Raw genomic sequence first — 16440 nt, 5'->3', positions numbered from 1 at the left:
TCTCCATGCTCTCCCAGATACGCCCCGCAATCACAATGATCGTCTTTTTTACTGTCCTGACCGGCCTGATCTATCCCTTGGGGATGACCGGCATCGCCCAGACGCTGTTTCCGCATCAAGCCAATGGCAGCCTGATCGAGAAGAATGGCACGGTCATCGGCTCCGAGCTGATCGGCCAGGGCTTTGCCGGCGACACATATTTCCACGGCCGGCCCTCGGCCGCCGGCGACGGCTACAATGCCGCGGCGTCCAGCGGCTCCAATCTCGGTCCAACCAACCCCAAGCTGATCGACCGCATCAAGGCCGACGCCGAAAAGCTGAAGGCGGAGAACCCGAACCAGCCGGTGCCGATGGATCTGGTGACGACGTCCGGCAGCGGCCTCGACCCCGCCATCAGCCCGGACGCCGCCTATTTCCAGGTCGCTCGGGTGGCCAAGGCCAGGGGCTTCGACGAAGCCAAGGTCAAGGCGCTTGTCGACAGCCATGTCGAAGGCCGCGAACTCGGCTTCCTCGGCGAGCCGGTCGTCAATGTGCTGGCGCTCAACCTGGCACTGGACGCAGTGAGAGACAATCTCTGAAGCCAGGGGCCAGGGATCGACACGATCCTCGGCGCCGTTCATGATCGAGCCTGATGCCGGACGCCAGAAGCAACTATACCAGACCCTCTCCGGACGCGCTGCTCGAGCATGCGGAACGGGAAGAGCGCGGCCGCCTGCGGATATTTCTGGGTGCTGCACCCGGTGTCGGCAAGACCTACGAAATGCTGATGGCCGGCCGCGCCATGCTTGCCGACGGCATCGACGTGGTCATCGGCATCGTCGAAACCCACGGCCGCAAGGAAACCCTGGCGCTGGTCCAAGGCTACGAGGTCATCCCGCGCCAGAAGGTCGACTACAGAGGCCGCGTGCTGGACGAGATGGACATCGATGCCATTCTCGCCCGCCGGCCGGCGCTGGTGCTCGTCGACGAACTCGCCCACACCAATGCGCCAGGCAGCCGCCACCCCAAGCGCTATCTCGACGTCCAGGAAATCCTGACGCGCGGCATCGATGTCTACACCACGCTCAACATCCAGCATGTCGAGAGCCTGAATGACGTGGTGGCGCAGATCACCCGGGTCAGGGTGCGCGAAACGGTCCCGGACTCCATCATCGACCAGGCCGATGACATCGAGATCATCGACCTCACGCCCGACGACCTGATCAAGCGGCTGAAAGAGGGCAAGGTCTATTTCCCCAACACTGCCCAGCGCGCAGTCGAAAACTATTTCTCGCCGGGCAATCTGACCGCGCTTCGGGAATTGGCGCTGCGCCGCACCGCCCAGCGCGTCGACGAGCAGTTGCTCAACCACATGCAGTCACACGCGATTCCCGGCCCTTGGGCGGCGGGCGAAAGGGTGCTCGTCTGCGTCGATGCGCGTCCGGGCGGAGCGTCTCGTGTCCGCTATGCGCGCCGGCTGGCCGACCGGCTGCGCGCACCGTGGACGGCGCTGCATGTCGACACGCCGCGTTCGGCCGCCATGTCGGAGGAAGACAAGGACCGGCTGGCCACACTGTTGCGCCTGGCCGAGCAGCTCGGCGCCGAGGTGACGACCATTCCGGGCCAGAACGTCGCCCAGGACATCGTCCGCCACGCCATGGCCAACAACTTCACCCATATCGTCGTCGGCAGGCCGACCCGCTCGCGCTGGCGCGAACTGATCGAGGGTTCGCTCACCTACGATCTGATCCGCAATGCCGGCGATATCAGCGTCCATGTCATTTCAGGAACGGAGCGCGACAACGAGGCCACGTCGAGGGTCAAGGCGGCGGCCGAGCAGACGCCATTTCAAATCTGGCCTTATCTTTTCTCGACCGTCTATGTCGCCGGCGCGCTTGCCGTCAGCGCCGTCCTCGATCAGTTCCTCGACGTTCGCAACCTTGCCAGCGTGCTGCTGCTGGCGGTGCTGACATCGGCAGTGACCTTTGGCCTGTGGCCGGCGCTGTACGCCTGTTTCCTCAGCGCCATTGCCTTCAACTTCTTCTTTCTCGAGCCGCGCTACACGATGACGATCCGCGATCCGGAGAGCATCGTTGCCTTCGCCGTCTTCCTCGTCGTTGCCGTCATCGCCAGCAATCTGACGGCGCGTGTGCAGCGTCAGGCAGCCGCCGCCCGTTCACGCGCCCGGGCCACCGAGGACATCTACCTCTTTTCAAAGAAGCTCGCCGGCGCCGGCACGCTCGACGACGTTTTGTGGGCCACAGCCTTCCAGATCGCCTCGATGCTGAAGCTGCGCGTGGTGCTGCTTTTGCCGGAAGAAGGCACGATCACCGTCAAGGCCGGTTATCCCCCCGATGACACGCTGGCCGAGGCCGACATCGCGGCTGCACGCTGGGCTTGGGAACACAACCGGGCTGCCGGCCGTGGCGCCGATACCCTGCCCGGGGCAAAACGCCTCTACCTCCCCTTGCGCACCGCACGCACGGCCGTCGGCGTCGTCGGCCTCGACAATGACAAGCAAGGCCCGCTGCTGACGCCCGAGCAACAGCGCCTGCTCGACGCGCTGGCCGACCAGGCGGCGGTTGCCATCGAGCGCATCCAGCTGGTCGCCGATGTCGACCGCGCCAGGCTGGCGGCCGAGGCCGACCGCTTGCGCTCGGCACTGCTGACGTCGATCTCGCATGATCTGAAGACGCCGCTGGCGGCCATCATGGGCGCGGCCGGCACGCTCAGGGAATTTGCGCCGGCACTGCCCGAGAACGATCGGGCCGAGCTGCTGACCACCGTGCTCGACGAGTCCGAACGGCTGAACCGCTTCATCGCCAATCTGCTCGACATGACCAAGATTGAATCGGGCGCCATGGAACCGAATTTCGCCCTGCACTATGTCGGCGATGTCGTGGGCTCGGCCTTGCAGCGGGCACGCAAGATCACTGCCGGGCACAAGACCGAGGTTGATATTCCGGCCGACCTGCCGATGCTGAAGCTTGATCCCGTGCTGTTCGAACAAATGCTGTTCAATCTGCTCGACAATGCCGCGAAATACGCGCCACAGGGATCGACAATCCGGCTGCAGGGCTGGGCCGACAATGGCTCCGTCGCGCTGCAGATCATGGATGAGGGACCGGGCATTCCGCCCGCCGACCTGGAGCGCGTCTTCGACAGCTTTTACCGGGTGCGCAAGCGCGATCAGATCCAGGCCGGCACCGGGCTCGGCCTGTCGATCTGCCGGGGCTTCATCGAGGCGATGGGCGGCACGATCATGGCGGCGAACCGCAGCGATCGCCTGGGCGCAGTCTTCACAATCCGCATGCCGAGGTTGGTACAATCGTCCGATACGGACGTATCAGGTGTGGACGGGCAAAACTCTGGTGATCCGGCATGACAAATTCCAACGTCAGCATACTGGTCGTCGACGACGAGCCGCCGATCCGCAAACTGCTGCGCGTCGGCCTCGGCAGCCAGGGCTATGCGGTCAGCGAAGCGCCCAACGCCAAGGCTGCGATCGAACTCGTCGATGCACAAAAGCCGGATCTGATCCTGCTCGACCTCGGCCTGCCCGGCATGGGTGGCCTCGATCTCCTGCGCAAATGGCGCGACGACGGCCTCGACGTGCCCGTGGTCATCCTGTCCAGCCGCACCGACGAAGCCGGCATCGTCGCGGCGCTCGAACTCGGCGCTGACGACTACATCACCAAGCCGTTCGGCATGAACGAGCTGGTCGCCCGCATCCGCGTCGCGCTGCGCCACAAATTCCAGCAGCAGGGCGAAAAGCCGGTGTTCCACACCGGCGATCTCAGCGTCGACCTGGTCAAGCGCATCGTCAAGGTCGAAGGCAAGGAGATAAAGCTCTCCCCCAAGGAGTACGACATATTGCGCATTATGGTGCAGCATGCCGGCAAGGTGCTGACCCACCATTTCATTCTGAAGCAGGTGTGGGGCGATTCGACCGACGTGCAGTATCTGAGGGTCTATGTCCGCCAGCTCCGGCAGAAGATCGAAAAGTCGCCCGACCAGCCGCGCTACATCACCACCGAAACCGGGGTGGGGTACCGGCTGCGCGAGGTTGAGTGACCGGACGTTTTCCGCTCAGTCCGTCGAGAGTTCCGCGGTCCGTGCCAGTGCGCCGCCGAAGCCGTTGAGCGGGATAGTGAAACTCACCGCTTGACCGGTGTCGGCCGCGAAGGCGTCGATCTTCAGCGTGGTGGCTGCCTTGAGCAGCGGCGTGACGCTGGCATCGAACGCCACCGGCACCAGGCAGCCGACGGCCTGGCAGGTGTTGAACGGCAAGCTGCCTTCCAGCTTCTGGTCGTCAATGGTCAGGCTGACTCCTTTGGCGAGCGCCAGGCCGAACGGCAGCGCCAGCGTTCCGGCGGCATCCTCGCCGCTCTTGCTCGACAGCTCGATCGCCAGCAGGCGCTGGTTGGACTGCTTGTTGAACTGCTGATGCGACAGGCTGCAAACCTTGGCCGTGCCGGTTACCTGGCAGTTGACCGTCCAGTCGCCATGTGTCTCGGACAGCGCCGAGGCGCCGCCAGGCAATGTCGGGCCGGCAGCAGGGGCGGGCGCTGCGGCGGCAGGCGCCGCCTTGTCGGTCTTGGTTTGCGCCGCGACTGCCACCGGGCCAAGAATACAGATGCTGCCCAGTAGCGCCGCGAAATATACTTGCCTGCTTTTCATCAATATGCTCCCGATTGTGCCTCGAGTCAGCAGCGATTGAGCCCGAGATCCGCTCCCGATAGAGCGGTCAATCGATCTTTTCTGTCAAGTGCGGCCAGGCCGCTTCCTCAGGGATTTCGCCAACCCGTGGCAGATCGGCCCATGGCAGACCCGCCCATGGCAGATCGAGACGAACGCCCTATATAGAGAGGAGGTTATATCTGTACGGGAATGAACTGATGTCGACGCTTCGCCTATCGACAGTTCTCATGTCGGCAATGCTGGCGGCGGCAACGCTCGCCGGCATCATGCAATCTGCTGCGGCTCAGTCCGTCAATCCCAGCGCCAACCGGCTGATCCAGCAGAACCAGCTGCAGCAATTGCGCAACAGCCTGCAGCGGCAGCAGTTCCAGCAACAGCAGCAGCAATATCGCGAGCAGGACCGTCGGATCGTGCCGCAGCCGCGCCCCGAAGTGCCCGTCGTCCGGCAAGCTTGTCCGATTCAGATCGTCAACAACCAGATTGTGCGTGTTTGCCGTTGATATCGGTCGCTTGCGATTTACTTAGTCGACTTATTTACTAAAAATGCTCATTGCCTCGCGGGCATATCAGGGTTTGCAGGCGGCGTGCGGCGGTGCGCCCGCCGACCGGATTTTCAGCACATGGCGACGACGAAGAAAAAGGCGGTACGCAAGGCAAGGCGAGGCGAACGCATTCGCCAGGTCGCCGCCATTCCCTTTCGCCTGGACGTTTCAGGCAATTTCGAAGTGATGCTGGTGACGTCGCGAGCGACGAAGCGCTTTATCGTGCCCAAGGGCTGGCCGATGAAAGGAAAGAGCGGGCGCAAGGCCGCCACCATCGAGGCGCGCGAAGAAGCCGGCGTGCTCGGCAAGACCCGCAAGGCGCCTGCCGGCAGCTATTCCTACTGGAAACGGCTGGAGCACAATTTTGTGCGCGTCGACGTCGTCGTCTATCTGTTGGAGGTGTCCGAGGAACTGGCCAACTGGCAGGAGGCCAAGAGCCGCCAGCGGGCATGGCTCAAGCCGCAGGACGCGGCGTTGCTCATCGATGAGCCGGATCTCTCGACGCTGATGGCCAACCTGGCGCCGCCTCAGCCGGCAGTGCCGGACCCGGCCTGACCAACCTCACTTGCCCTCGTCCCCTTCAGCGGGACCCTCATCCCCCTCAGCGGGAAATGGCCGCAGCGGCGTGCCCGTATAGGCCCACAGCCATTCGCGCGGCAGCGGCCCTTTGTTGCGCTCGCTTTGCTGCGACTGTTCCCATGCATGCGCCAGGATGCCGACCGAGCGCGAGAGCACGAACAGGCCGCGCGTCAACGGCGGCGGAAAGCCGAGCTCGCCATAGATGACGGCGGTGGCGCCGTCGATGTTGAGCGGTATTTTCTTCCCCTTGCGCCGTGCCACCTCTGATTCGACGGCCTCGGCGATGTCGGCAAAGCGTCCGCTGACGACGCCGCGCGCGGCAAACTCGCGCGTCACTGCGATCAGGCGCGGCGCGCGCGGATCGACCGGGTGGAAGCGATGGCCAAATCCCGGCACATAGCCTTTCTCCTCGGCGAAGAAACGGTCGAGCCGTGCGGCTACGGCTTGGTCCAGCGCAACACCCTGGTCAAGTGCCACGGCAATGTCGCCATAGAAGGACAGCGCCTGTTCGCCGGCGCCGCCATGCACGTCACCCAGCACGTTGACGGCGGACGCCATGGCGCTGTTGATGCCGACGCCGCAGGTGATGGCCATGCGGGCAATGGCGATCGACGGCGCCTGCGGCCCGTGGTCGACGGCCGCCCCCAGCGCAATGCCGAGCAGCGCCGCCTGCTCCTCGCTCGGCAATTCGCCGCGCAGCATCAGCCAGATCGTGGCCGGAAAGCTGACGCGGCCGATCAGCTCCTGGATTTCATAGCCGCGCAGCCGGATGATGCCGGGGCTCATCTCGATGATGCCGGTCTGCCACCATTCCTCGCCGCGTTCGCGGCCGGTTTTTCTCTCGCTCACGCGCTTCTCCTGGCGCGCGGCGGCAGGGTGGAAAAAACCTCGTCCATATGCTCGCCCAGCACAGGCGGCGGCAGGACCGGCAAGGGTGCCGCGCCATCGACCATGAAGCCGCCGCGCACCACGGTCAGCGGCTGCGCCATGCCGGGCAGACCCCGGAAACGCGCGGTCATGTCGCGCTCGACCACCTGGCGCTCGCCAAGCACCTGCGGGATCGTCAGCACCCGGCCCGCCGGAACGCCGGCGCGGTTGAACTTTTCTTCCCAGGCAGCCGCCGAGGCGCTCGCAAGCGCTGTCTCGATCAGCCCTTTCAAGGAGGCGCGGTTCTGCTTGCGCGTCTCGCGCTCGGCAAAGCGCGGATCGTCGGCCAGTTCCGGCTGGCCGATCAGCCGGCAAAGCGTGACGAACTGCTCCTGCTTGTTGGCGGCGATGTTGAGCAGGCCGTCGCCGGTGCGAAACGCGCCGGAGGGCGCAGCCGTCATGTTCTCATTGCCCATCGGCTGCGGCTCGACACCGGCGGTCAGATAGTTGGACACCGGCCAGCCCAGCGCCGACAGCGTGCATTCCAGCATCGAGACATCGAGAAACGCGCCCTCGCCCGAGGTCTTCTGCTTGACCAGCGCCGCGGCGATGGCGAAGGCCCCGACCAGCCCGCCCAGCGTGTCGGTGACGGGATAGCCGACCCGCAAGGGTGCTGTCTCCGGCGTGCCGGTGATGCTCATGATACCGGACAGCCCCTGGATGATCTGGTCGTAGGCCGGATTGTCGCGCATCGGCCCGCTCTGGCCGAAACCGGATATGGCGCAATAGACGAGACCGGGGCGGACCGCTTTCAGCACCTCATAGCCGAGACCCAGCCGCCCCATCACGCCCGGTCGAAAATTCTCGACCAGCGCGTCGGCCGAGGCGACGAGATCGAGGAAGCGTTCGCGGTCGGCTTCGCTTTTGAGATCCAGCACCACCGATCGCTTGCCGGCATTCTGCGCCAGGAACGACGCGCCCATGCCGGCTTTGTTGAGCGCCGGCGAGGCGCCGAGCTGGCGCGCCAGATCGCCGCCTTGCGGCGTCTCGACCTTGATGACATCGGCGCCGAGCAGCGCCAGCTGATAGGCACAATAAGGGCCCGCCAGCACATTGGTCAGGTCGAGGATGCGGATGCCGGCAAGCAGATCGGTCATGATGCTCCAGGTTGCTCAGGCATCGCCCGGCACATGCTCCGGTCCGCGACGGCGCCGGTGCTCGATGAAGGCCCAGATATGCGGCCCGGCTAGACCGATGAAGGCGAGGATCAGCAGCACCAGCGACAGCTTGTGGGTGTAGAACACCGACCAGTCGCCGTTCGAGATCGTCATCGCCCGGCGGAACTGCGTTTCGGCGAGCGGCCCCAGGATCATGCCGATGATGACCGGCGCTGTCGGGAAATCGAAGCGCCGCATCAGGAAGCCGGCGGCCCCCAGGAGATAGAGGATGACGAGGTCGATCGGCGATTGCGAGATGCCGTAGGTGCCGACGGTGGCGAACACCAGGATGCCGGCATAGAGCTGCGGCGCCGGGATTTTCAACAGCCGTACCCACAGCCCGATCAGCGGCAGGTTGAGGACGACCAGGATGACGTTGGCGATGAACAGGCTGGCGATCAGGCCCCAGACCAGATCGGCCTGGGTCGTCAACAGCAGCGGTCCCGGATTGATGCCGTAGCTCTGGAAGGCCGACAGCATGATTGCGGCGGTCGCCGAGGTCGGCAGGCCAAGGGTGAGCATCGGCACCAGCACGCCGGCGGCAGACGCATTGTTGGCGGCTTCCGGTCCGGCAACGCCCTCGATGGCGCCGACCGTGCCGAACTCCTCCTTGTGCTTCGACAGCTTCTTTTCGATGGCATAGGACAGGAAGGTCGGGATCTCGGCGCCGCCGGCAGGCATGGCGCCGATCGGGAAGCCGATAAAAGCGCCGCGCAGCCATGGCTTCCACGATCGTCCCCATTCGGCCGCTGTCATGTAGAGCGATCCCTTGAGCGGCACGATCTCGTCCTTGCCGGCATAGCGGCGCGAGGCCATGTAGAGCGTCTCGCCGACGGCAAACAGGCCGACCGCGGCAATGATAACATCGACGCCATCGAGCAGTTCGTTCATGCCGAAGGTGAAGCGCGGCTGTCCCGTCTGCAGGTCGACGCCGATCATGCCGATGACGAAGCCGATGAACAGGCTGGTGAGGCCGCGCACGGAGGACGAGCCGAGCACCGCCGAAACCGTGATGAAGGCGAGCACCATCAGCGAGAAATATTCGGCCGGACCAAAGGCCAGCGCGAACTTCACCACCACCGGCGCCAGGAAGGCGACGCCCATCGTGCCGATGGTGCCGGCGACGAAGGAGCCGATCGCCGAGGTCGCCAGTGCCGCGCCGCCGCGACCCGAGCGGGCCATCCTGTTGCCTTCCAGCGCGGTGACGATGGTGGCGCTTTCGCCCGGCGTGTTGAGCAGGATCGAGGTCGTCGAGCCGCCATACATGGCGCCGTAATAGATGCCAGCAAACAGGATGAAGGACGCCTCCGGCGCCACCTGGTAGGTGATCGGCAGCAGCAGCGCGATGGTCAGCGCCGGCCCGAGGCCGGGCAGCACGCCGATGGCGGTGCCGAGCGTGGTGCCGACCAGGCACCACAACAGGTTCATCGGCGAGAAAGCGACGGAAAATCCGTGGGCGAGATGGCCGAGCGTCTCCATGGCGTCAGCCCCTTACAGTGGCGATGATCGCGTCGATCACCGTGTTCAGCTGGTTTTCGATGAAGCCGGCGCCAATGTTGACGCCGAGCGCCCTGGCAAAGCCGAAATAGGCGGCAAGCGCCAGGATCAAGCCGGTCAGCGCATCGCGCAGCGTGTGCTTGCTGCCGAAGCCATAACAGACGAGCACGAACATGATGACCGAGGCGGCGGTGAAGCCGAGCGGCTGGATCAGCACCAGATTGGCGACCAGGCCTGCAACGACGATGCCCATCGCCTTCCAGTCGGTCGGCGTTTCCTTTTCCTCCTGCGGCTGCCAGCCGCCGCGCAGCGCGGCGACGATGAGCAGCAGCGAAAGCACGATCATGCCGGTCATGGTGATGTAGGGAAAGACGGTCGGCCCGACCTTGGAATAGAGCGGCGAAACCGGGATCGCCAGGGTCTGCCACGCCACGGCCGCAGCACAGGCGAGAAGCCCGATGCCGATCAACAATTCGGGCATGGCAAGGCGCGGGGGCGCCGGCTGCTGGTCGCTGGTGCTCATCGATGTCCTCCCGAGATGGCCGGCATCCTCCCGCCGGCCGCATCCGCAGTTTCACTCCCAGCGCATGATATGTCCATGCCGCAGGCGAATGTCGGAGGGGCGGCCGTGGCCGCCCCTGAAGACATCAGGCGAGGCCGAGATCCTTGAGGATCGCGGTGATGCGGGCGGTGTCGTCGACGAGGAATTTCGCATAGTCGTCGCCGGTAAGCAGGATGGGCGTCCAGTTACGGTTCTTGCACTCGGCTGCCCAGGCATCGCTCTTGGCCATGGTCTCGATCATCGTGACCATCGCCGCCTTGTCGGCGTCGGAGACGCCTGGCGGTGCGAAGACGCCGCGCCAGTTGAACAGTTCGACGTCAATGCCGGCTTCCTTCATCGTCGGTGCGTCGATGCCGTCCTGGCGCTTGTCGGCGGAGATCGCCAACAGCCGAAGCGCGCCCGCCTTGACCTGCTCGGAGAACTCGCCGAAGCCGGAAATGCCGGCCGCCACCTGGTTGCCGAGCAGCGCCGACAGCGCCTCGCCGCCGCCGGCGAAAGGCACATAGGAGAGGTTGGTTGCCGGAACGCCGACCGTCTTGGCGATCAGCCCGAACAGGATGTGGTCGGAGCCGCCGGCCGAGCCGCCGGCCACGGGAACCTTGGTCGGATCCGCTTTGAGCGCGGCGACGAAATCGCCGGCCGTCTTGAACGGCGAATCCGCCGGCACCACCAGCGCCTCGAACTCGCCGGTGAGGCGGGCGATGGGCGTCACTTCGGAAAGGTTGTTGGCCGATTTGTTGGCGATGATGGCGCCGACCATGACCATGCCGGCCACCATCAGCGAATTGCCCTTGCCCTTCCACTGGCTGATGAACTGCGGCAGGCCGACAGTGCCGCCGGCGCCGCCGACATTGGTGATCTGCGAGCCGGAGATCAGTTTTTCACTGCGCAGCACCTGGTCGATGGTGCGCCCCGTCTGGTCCCAGCCGCCGCCGGGCGCGGCCGGCACGAAGATCTGGATCTGCGGTGCATCCTGAGCGAAAGCGGGCGTCAAATGCGTTGCGACGAATCCGGCAGCGCCTGCGGCCGCGGTGCTCATCAAAAATCTGCGTCTGTTCAGCATGGGATTCCTCCAAATCACGACACCTCCTCCGGTGCCTGCCAGAAACGTAGCCTGAAAACAGACCCGCTCGGCAAAAATTCATGCCGATTTCGGTACGTTCTGTCAACAGGAACGCTGTTCTACTAGACAGAACCATGGATGTGCGGCACAATCGCTTCGGCCGGCCTTTGTCCGAGCAGGTAAACTGGAATGAAACTGTTCGTGAGATGACCGAAGCGCGATCCCAGCCGTTGCCGGCCGATGGCGTTGCCGCGCTCGACCGCGCGATCGCCATTCTCGACGCGTTCGCGACCGCCGACCGCTCGCTCAGCCTGGCCGAGATCGCGGCGCGCACCGGGCTCTACAAAAGCACCATTTTGAGGCTGGCGAACTCATTGCTGCGCGGGCAGTTGCTGGAGCGGCTCGACGATGGCCGCTACCGCATCGGACCCGCCACCTTCCGGCTCGGCGCGCTCTACCAGCGCTCCGTGGTGGCGGTCGACATCCTGCTGCCGATCATGCGCGATCTCGCCGAGCGCAGCTGGGAAAGCGTGGCGTTCTATGTCCGCTCGGGCGACGCCCGCACCTGTCTCTACCGCGTCGAATCCAAGCATCCTATCCGCTACACGATCCGGGAAGGCGACCTGCTGCCGTTGCTCACCGGCTCGGGCGGCCGCGTGCTGGCAGCGTTTTCAGGCCAGCCGGGCGAACCATACGAGACCATCCGCAAGGCCTGCCACTATCTGTCGATCGGCGATCGCGACCCTGAGACGGCGGGCGTCTCGGTGCCGGTGTTCGGACCGGGCCGCGTTCTGCTCGGCGCCTTGACGCTCGCCGGCCCGTCGACACGCGTCGATACGGCGTTCCTGCGCCGCATGACACCGGACCTGCTGGAGGCCGCCGCTCGCGCCACCCGCGCCTTCGGCGAGGATGGCTCGATGCTGGAGCAGGCAGCGCGCCTAGCCGGCGCTGAAACCGTGATCGGCCTCAGTTCGCCTTGACCAGCACCACGCGGCGGTTCTTGGCGCGGCCGGTTTCGTCATCATTGCTGGCGACGGGCGCCATCATGCCGGCGCCGGCGGCGGTCAGCCGGCCGCCATCGATGCCGTATTTCGAGACCAGCGCCGCCTTTACCGACTGCGCCCGCCGCGACGACAGATCGATATTGTAGTCGAAGGCGCCCTGGTTGTCGGTATGACCGACGACGATCACCGCCATGCCGGGCTCGTTGGTCAGAAGCGTCGAGATCTCCTTCAGCGTCGGTTCCGATTCCGGCTTGATGTCGGCCTTGTCGGTGTCGAAGAAGATGCCGTAGAGCGAGATGGAGCCGGTGGCCGACAGCGAATCCGCCATCTTGGCCGCTTCGACCACCACCATCTTCTTGTCGCGCGCCTTGGGCTCCAGCACCTGAACGACGGCGATGGTGCGGCCGTTGAGTTCCTTGCAGTAGAGGTCGTCGATCAGCGAATAGGCCTGAACCGTGACATAGGCGTCGCCGCCATCCTGCGGCACCTTGGCGGCGAAGAAGCGCTGGTCGTTGATACCGGTGGTTACCGCACAGGCGCCATTGGAAAAGGCCGCGTCCTTGACGTCGCTTTCATGGAAGAAATACATCATCAGGCTCATGTCGCCGCCGCCACCGCTCGACGACCGGTCGGCGGCGCCGCCGCACTCTTCCTTCTTGCATTCGAACAGGACTTCCCCGCCGGCGGCCGCGATCACATCCTGATAGTTGCGCAGCACTTCGAGCGGGGAGCGCTCGGCCGGCAGCACATAGGCGATGCGGGTCAGCGCGCCTTCGACCTCGGCCTTCTTGTCCGGCGCGAACACACGGTTGTTCATCGTGTCACGGGCATCCGGATCGGCGCTCGGCTTCAGCGGCGACAGCGGCACTGTAAAATCGGTATAGGCGAATTTTTCGTAGGAGACGATGAACGACCCCTCATAGCGCTTGGCCAGATGATTGTCGGCACCGCCCTCGATGTCGGCGGTCGGCACCGTCGCATCGGCGCCCGCCAGTTGCACGGCCGCCAGGAGCAGCAGCCCCGCCCAGAAAAGCTTCAGAAGTATCGCATTGATCGCACGCATGGTCGGCTCCCCCAAAGAGCAATTCCAGGAAAAGTGTGAGCGGTTTTCCCACAGGAATTGCGTAGCTAGATTAGAATAGCCAACCCTAGCAGAACGTGGAAATTGCGTCGATGAAGCGCTTCACACCCGCCGTTCGAGCAGGATCGTCGGCCCATCGTGATAAGTGGTTTCCAAGACCTTGGTGTAGCCGCACTTTGCCGCGACGTTCAACGAGCCGGTGTTTTCCGGATCGATGATGCAGACGGTTCTCGCGCCGGCAAAGGTTTCGTCGCCCCAGGCCAGGGCCCTTCTGACGACTTCGCTGGCAAGACCCTTGCCATGCGCTTGCGGCGCCAGCGCCCAGCCGGCTTCCGGAATGCCCTCGAGCGACGGCTCGATGTCGCGCTTCAGATCGTGGAATCCGGCCTCGCCGATGAAGCGACCGCTGGCCTTGTCCTCGACCGCCCAGAAGCCGTAGCCGAGCAGCGACCACAGGCCGGCATGCCGCAGGAACCGCATCCAGCTTTCCTCCCGCGTCCGCGGCTTGCCGCCGATGAAACGGGTGGTGACGGGGTCGGCCCACATGACAGCATAGTCCTCGAAATCTTCGATCCGGTGCGCCCGCATGATGGTCCGTTCCGTTTCGAGAACCGGGACGCCGGCTGTTTTTGGACTGCCCATGAAACTCTGCCTCCGTTGACGGTCAGCGCTTAGCAAACCAGCGCGCCCGGACAAGGGCCAAGCCGGATCATCATTCAGCCAGGGAAGCTTCCGAACGGCCCGGCGCGACCAGGCGGTCGAAGCGAACAGCGTCGGCTTACTTTCAGCCGTGCCAGACCATCTTCATGTAGAGCCCACCGCGCCGCAATTCGTCCAGCATCTGGTCGAGCCGCTTCTGCCTGGTGTCGCTGCGTTTGGCGCGGGCGACCCAGCCGAGATAATCGTTCTTCTGGTAGTCCGGCCGCGCCTCGTAGGCCGCTGTCAGTCCTTTTTCGGTCAGGGCGATGCGGATGTCGTCCGGCATCGGGTTCAGGGCGCGCTTCAGTCCGGTCATTTCAGAAAACCCCAGCTGTCAGGATGGCGACGCCGATGGTCCAACCCAGGTCCGCCTCTGGGAATTCTGCCGAACGATGCTACCTTTCGCAACCGGTCCGGCAAGGGCCGGTCTCGATACCGCCAATGGGAGGAGAACGCCATGGACACCACCGATCTCGTGCTTGCCATTTTCCATCATCTGCTGGTGTTGTCGCTGGCCGGCATCATCGGCGCCGAATTTGTCCTGATCCGCGGCGACCTCTCCGCCGCCACGCTCAAGCGGCTTGCCGGCATCGACCGCCATTATGGCATCATCGCCATGCTGATCATCATCATCGGCATCTGCCGCGTCATCTACGGCCTGAAGGGCTGGGAATTCTACGTCTACAACTGGGTGTTCTGGGCCAAGATGGCGGCATTCGGCATCGTTGGCCTGCTGTCGATCATCCCGACCATCCGCTTCATCTCCTGGAACCGGCAAGCCAGTGCAAATCCCGGCTTTCAGGTGCCGGTTGCGGAACTCGCCTCGGTGAAGACCTATGTGCGCGCCGAAGCCTTCATCTTCCTGCTGATCCCGATCTTCGCGGCGGCGATGGCGCGCGGCTACGGTTATTGAAGCAACGCCAACACCAAACCCATCTCCTCCGGGCATACTCCCCACTGATCGCCATGGTTGCGCACGACTGTATTTTGCAGTTTGCGTCAGGCGACAATCTGTTAGCTTGCCTTTGTTGCACCCTCGCTGCCTGACCTGCACAGCGATCGGAGATTGATATCCTGGGAGGAGAATTACGATGAGGAAAATTGTAGCCGCCCTGGCCGCCGCCGCGGCCGTCACGCTTTATTCGTTCACCGCCAGCGCACAGACCTATCCCGAGCGCACCATCACCGTCGTCGTGCCGTTTGCGGCCGGCGGTCCGACCGACACGGTTACGCGGCTCGTCGCCGAAGCCATGTCGAAGGATCTCGGCCAGCAGATCATCGTCGAGAATGTCGGCGGCGCCGGCGGCACGCTGGGCGCCGGCCGCGTCGCCAACGCCGACCCGGATGGCTACACGCTGCTCCTCCATCACATCGGCATGGCGACCAGCGCCACCCTCTACAGAAAACTCGCCTACGACACGCTCAACGCCTTCGAGTATGTCGGCCTCGTCACCGAGGTGCCGATGGCCATCGTCGCCCGCAAGGACCTGGAGCCGGCCGACCTGAAAGGGCTGGTCGAATACGCCAAGACCAACAAGGACACCATCACTGTAGCCAATGCCGGCATCGGCGCTGCCTCGCATCTGTGCGGCATGCTGTTCATGAGCGCCATCGGCACGCCGCTGGTCACCGTACCCTACAAGGGCACCGGCCCGGCCATGACCGACCTTCTCGGCGGCCAGGTCGACATTATGTGCGACCAGACCACCAACACCACCAAGCAGATCCAGGGCGGCACGATCAAGGCCTATGCCGTCACCACGCCGGAACGCCTCGACGTGCTGAAGGACGTGCCGACGACCATCGAAGCCGGCCTGCCCGCGGTGCAGGTCGGCATCTGGCACGCCCTCTATGCGCCGAAGGGCACGCCGGCCGAGATCACCGGCCGACTGTCGAAATCGCTCCAGGTCGCGCTGAAGGACCCCAACGTCATCGCCCGCTTTGCCGAACTCGGCACCAAGCCGTCGTCCGAGTCCGACGCGACGCCGGCAGCGCTGAAGGCCAAGCTGGAAGGCGAGATCACGCGCTGGAAGCCGATCATCGAAGCCGCCGGCCAATACGCCGACTGAGGCTTGAACGGGGCGCTGCCGGCGCCCCGTTTTCGCTTCGACGTCCGTTTTCACATTTGCAACGGCAAGCCCGTTGCAAGGGTCAGGGGAGGACCGCCATGAAACCTTTCGCCATCGACAGGACAAACGGCCTGTGCGCCGCGCTGTTCATCTTTTTCGGCGCCTTTTTCGCGATACAATCGCTCGGCCTCGAAATCGGCACCGCCTTTCGCATGGGACCGGGCTATTTCCCGCTGGTGCTGGCGATCGTGCTGATCGTGCTCGGCGCCATCATCCTCGTCCAGGCGGTGCGCGTCGAGGGCGAGCCGATCGGCCCCATTGCGTGGCGCGGCATGCTGTTCATCCTGCCGGCGCCGATCTTTTTCGGCATGACCGTGCGCGGCCTCGGCTTCGTCCCGTCGATCTTCCTGACGGCGTTGATCGCCTCTTTTGCCAGCGCCCGCATGAAGCCGCTGACGGCACTTCTGCTGTCGGCCGGCCTGACGCTGTTTTCGGTGCTGGTCTTCAGCTACGCGCTCGGGCTGCCATTCCAGCGCTTCGGCCCCTGGTTGCCCCAATGGCTGGCATTGTGAGGCGCTGA

18 protein-coding genes are annotated in these 16440 nt (G+C 64.5%); 9 read left to right on the top strand and 9 right to left on the bottom strand.

What is annotated here, in order from left to right; translation table 11 throughout:
• Window positions 1-5: 5 nt before the first annotated feature.
• From kdpC to ACYG9Y_RS00845, 3 genes are read left to right on the top strand one after another with little or no spacing between them, the layout of a single operon-like run.
• Window positions 6-578 (top strand): potassium-transporting ATPase subunit KdpC, encoded by a 573-nt coding sequence (kdpC, locus tag ACYG9Y_RS00855; RefSeq protein ID WP_023737550.1) that lies wholly within the window; start codon window positions 6-8, stop codon window positions 576-578.
• A gap of 53 nt (window positions 579-631) precedes the next feature.
• Window positions 632-3364, top strand: coding sequence for a sensor histidine kinase KdpD (locus ACYG9Y_RS00850; RefSeq protein WP_352608780.1), 2733 nt, complete (start codon window positions 632-634; stop codon window positions 3362-3364).
• A complete protein-coding gene (locus ACYG9Y_RS00845) occupies window positions 3361-4053 on the top strand; it encodes a response regulator transcription factor (protein ID WP_023737549.1) in 693 nt (230 codons plus the stop codon). Before ACYG9Y_RS00850 ends, ACYG9Y_RS00845 begins: the two co-directional genes overlap by 4 nt.
• Window positions 4054-4068: 15 nt before the next feature.
• Here ACYG9Y_RS00845 and ACYG9Y_RS00840 read toward each other — a convergent pair whose 3' ends face one another.
• Window positions 4069-4659: an invasion associated locus B family protein gene (locus ACYG9Y_RS00840; RefSeq protein ID WP_031253190.1), complete on the bottom strand. Its 591-nt coding sequence runs from the start codon at window positions 4657-4659 to the stop codon at window positions 4069-4071.
• 218 nt (window positions 4660-4877) lie between these two features.
• Here ACYG9Y_RS00840 and ACYG9Y_RS00835 point away from each other — a divergent pair, with 218 nt between their 5' ends.
• Together ACYG9Y_RS00835 and ACYG9Y_RS00830 are read left to right on the top strand one after the other, a co-directional pair.
• Window positions 4878-5180 (top strand): hypothetical protein, encoded by a 303-nt coding sequence (locus tag ACYG9Y_RS00835; RefSeq protein ID WP_023683090.1) that lies wholly within the window; start codon window positions 4878-4880, stop codon window positions 5178-5180.
• Window positions 5181-5300: 120 nt separating this feature from the next.
• The gene (locus ACYG9Y_RS00830) at window positions 5301-5777 is read left to right on the top strand and encodes an NUDIX hydrolase (protein ID WP_023669717.1); all 477 of its coding nucleotides are present in this window, start codon (window positions 5301-5303) and stop codon (window positions 5775-5777) included.
• 6 nt (window positions 5778-5783) lie between these two features.
• On the opposite strand, the gene ACYG9Y_RS00825 is transcribed toward ACYG9Y_RS00830, so the two are convergent.
• The 5 genes from ACYG9Y_RS00825 to ACYG9Y_RS00805 form a co-directional block, all read right to left on the bottom strand.
• Window positions 5784-6650: a citryl-CoA lyase gene (locus ACYG9Y_RS00825; protein WP_031196006.1), complete on the bottom strand. Its 867-nt coding sequence runs from the start codon at window positions 6648-6650 to the stop codon at window positions 5784-5786.
• Entirely contained in the window at window positions 6647-7825 is a 1179-nt protein-coding gene (locus tag ACYG9Y_RS00820) for a CaiB/BaiF CoA transferase family protein (RefSeq protein WP_031253189.1), read from the bottom strand. The genes ACYG9Y_RS00825 and ACYG9Y_RS00820 overlap by 4 nt, the downstream gene beginning before the upstream one ends.
• A 15-nt stretch (window positions 7826-7840) precedes the next feature.
• Window positions 7841-9364 (bottom strand): tripartite tricarboxylate transporter permease, encoded by a 1524-nt coding sequence (locus ACYG9Y_RS00815; RefSeq protein ID WP_023686551.1) that lies wholly within the window; start codon window positions 9362-9364, stop codon window positions 7841-7843.
• 4 nt (window positions 9365-9368) lie between these two features.
• A complete protein-coding gene (locus tag ACYG9Y_RS00810; protein ID WP_023700086.1) occupies window positions 9369-9905 on the bottom strand; it encodes a tripartite tricarboxylate transporter TctB family protein in 537 nt (178 codons plus the stop codon).
• Between the two features lie 124 nt (window positions 9906-10029).
• Window positions 10030-11007: a Bug family tripartite tricarboxylate transporter substrate binding protein gene (locus tag ACYG9Y_RS00805; RefSeq protein WP_023691946.1), complete on the bottom strand. Its 978-nt coding sequence runs from the start codon at window positions 11005-11007 to the stop codon at window positions 10030-10032.
• 206 nt (window positions 11008-11213) lie between these two features.
• Between ACYG9Y_RS00805 and ACYG9Y_RS00800 the strand changes: the two genes are divergently transcribed.
• The gene (locus tag ACYG9Y_RS00800; protein WP_023737548.1) at window positions 11214-11987 is read left to right on the top strand and encodes an IclR family transcriptional regulator; all 774 of its coding nucleotides are present in this window, start codon (window positions 11214-11216) and stop codon (window positions 11985-11987) included.
• Here ACYG9Y_RS00800 and ACYG9Y_RS00795 read toward each other — a convergent pair.
• The 3 genes from ACYG9Y_RS00795 to ACYG9Y_RS00785 form a co-directional block, all read right to left on the bottom strand.
• A complete protein-coding gene (locus ACYG9Y_RS00795; RefSeq protein WP_023737547.1) occupies window positions 11974-13074 on the bottom strand; it encodes an OmpA family protein in 1101 nt (366 codons plus the stop codon). The two genes, ACYG9Y_RS00800 and ACYG9Y_RS00795, sit on opposite strands and share 14 nt — an antisense overlap.
• Window positions 13075-13194: 120 nt before the next feature.
• Window positions 13195-13734 carry a GNAT family N-acetyltransferase gene (locus ACYG9Y_RS00790; RefSeq protein ID WP_023737546.1) on the bottom strand — a complete coding sequence of 180 codons (540 nt, stop codon included), beginning with the start codon at window positions 13732-13734 and terminating at the stop codon, window positions 13195-13197.
• Between the two features lie 142 nt (window positions 13735-13876).
• Window positions 13877-14107, bottom strand: a complete 231-nt coding sequence (locus tag ACYG9Y_RS00785) for a YdeI/OmpD-associated family protein (protein WP_023683083.1) — start codon at window positions 14105-14107, stop codon at window positions 13877-13879.
• Between the two features lie 141 nt (window positions 14108-14248).
• Between ACYG9Y_RS00785 and ACYG9Y_RS00780 the strand changes: the two genes are divergently transcribed.
• The 3 genes from ACYG9Y_RS00780 (at window position 14249) to ACYG9Y_RS00770 (ending at window position 16432) form a co-directional block, all read left to right on the top strand.
• Window positions 14249-14704, top strand: coding sequence for a DUF2214 family protein (locus tag ACYG9Y_RS00780; protein WP_023735112.1), 456 nt, complete (start codon window positions 14249-14251; stop codon window positions 14702-14704).
• A gap of 178 nt (window positions 14705-14882) precedes the next feature.
• Complete coding sequence (locus ACYG9Y_RS00775) at window positions 14883-15860, top strand: tripartite tricarboxylate transporter substrate-binding protein (RefSeq protein WP_023737545.1); 978 nt, start codon at window positions 14883-14885, stop codon at window positions 15858-15860.
• 98 nt (window positions 15861-15958) lie between these two features.
• The gene (locus ACYG9Y_RS00770; protein ID WP_023686558.1) at window positions 15959-16432 is read left to right on the top strand and encodes a tripartite tricarboxylate transporter TctB family protein; all 474 of its coding nucleotides are present in this window, start codon (window positions 15959-15961) and stop codon (window positions 16430-16432) included.
• The last annotated feature ends 8 nt before the right edge of the window (window positions 16433-16440 follow it).

Source organism: Mesorhizobium sp. W050 (assembly GCF_054719535.1).
The sequence above is the reverse complement of the archived record's forward strand: the minus strand, read 5'-3'. Positions and strand labels throughout refer to the sequence as shown.

Excerpts from the sequence above, each read along its gene's own strand:
- ACYG9Y_RS00800 (WP_023737548.1), top strand. The coding sequence starts at position 11,214 with ATGACCGAAGCGCGATCCCAGCCGTTGCCGGCCGATGGCGTTGCCGCG.
- ACYG9Y_RS00850 (WP_352608780.1), top strand. The coding sequence starts at position 632 with ATGCCGGACGCCAGAAGCAACTATACCAGACCCTCTCCGGACGCGCTG.
- ACYG9Y_RS00805 (WP_023691946.1), bottom strand. The coding sequence starts at position 11,007 with ATGCTGAACAGACGCAGATTTTTGATGAGCACCGCGGCCGCAGGCGCT.
- ACYG9Y_RS00810 (WP_023700086.1), bottom strand. The coding sequence starts at position 9,905 with ATGAGCACCAGCGACCAGCAGCCGGCGCCCCCGCGCCTTGCCATGCCC.
- ACYG9Y_RS00785 (WP_023683083.1), bottom strand. The coding sequence starts at position 14,107 with ATGACCGGACTGAAGCGCGCCCTGAACCCGATGCCGGACGACATCCGC.
- ACYG9Y_RS00845 (WP_023737549.1), top strand. The coding sequence starts at position 3,361 with ATGACAAATTCCAACGTCAGCATACTGGTCGTCGACGACGAGCCGCCG.
- ACYG9Y_RS00790 (WP_023737546.1), bottom strand. The coding sequence starts at position 13,734 with ATGGGCAGTCCAAAAACAGCCGGCGTCCCGGTTCTCGAAACGGAACGG.
- ACYG9Y_RS00795 (WP_023737547.1), bottom strand. The coding sequence starts at position 13,074 with ATGCGTGCGATCAATGCGATACTTCTGAAGCTTTTCTGGGCGGGGCTG.
- ACYG9Y_RS00820 (WP_031253189.1), bottom strand. The coding sequence starts at position 7,825 with ATGACCGATCTGCTTGCCGGCATCCGCATCCTCGACCTGACCAATGTG.
- ACYG9Y_RS00835 (WP_023683090.1), top strand. The coding sequence starts at position 4,878 with ATGTCGACGCTTCGCCTATCGACAGTTCTCATGTCGGCAATGCTGGCG.
- ACYG9Y_RS00830 (WP_023669717.1), top strand. The coding sequence starts at position 5,301 with ATGGCGACGACGAAGAAAAAGGCGGTACGCAAGGCAAGGCGAGGCGAA.
- ACYG9Y_RS00770 (WP_023686558.1), top strand. The coding sequence starts at position 15,959 with ATGAAACCTTTCGCCATCGACAGGACAAACGGCCTGTGCGCCGCGCTG.
- ACYG9Y_RS00775 (WP_023737545.1), top strand. The coding sequence starts at position 14,883 with ATGAGGAAAATTGTAGCCGCCCTGGCCGCCGCCGCGGCCGTCACGCTT.
- ACYG9Y_RS00815 (WP_023686551.1), bottom strand. The coding sequence starts at position 9,364 with ATGGAGACGCTCGGCCATCTCGCCCACGGATTTTCCGTCGCTTTCTCG.
- kdpC (WP_023737550.1), top strand. The coding sequence starts at position 6 with ATGCTCTCCCAGATACGCCCCGCAATCACAATGATCGTCTTTTTTACT.
- ACYG9Y_RS00840 (WP_031253190.1), bottom strand. The coding sequence starts at position 4,659 with ATGAAAAGCAGGCAAGTATATTTCGCGGCGCTACTGGGCAGCATCTGT.
- ACYG9Y_RS00780 (WP_023735112.1), top strand. The coding sequence starts at position 14,249 with ATGGACACCACCGATCTCGTGCTTGCCATTTTCCATCATCTGCTGGTG.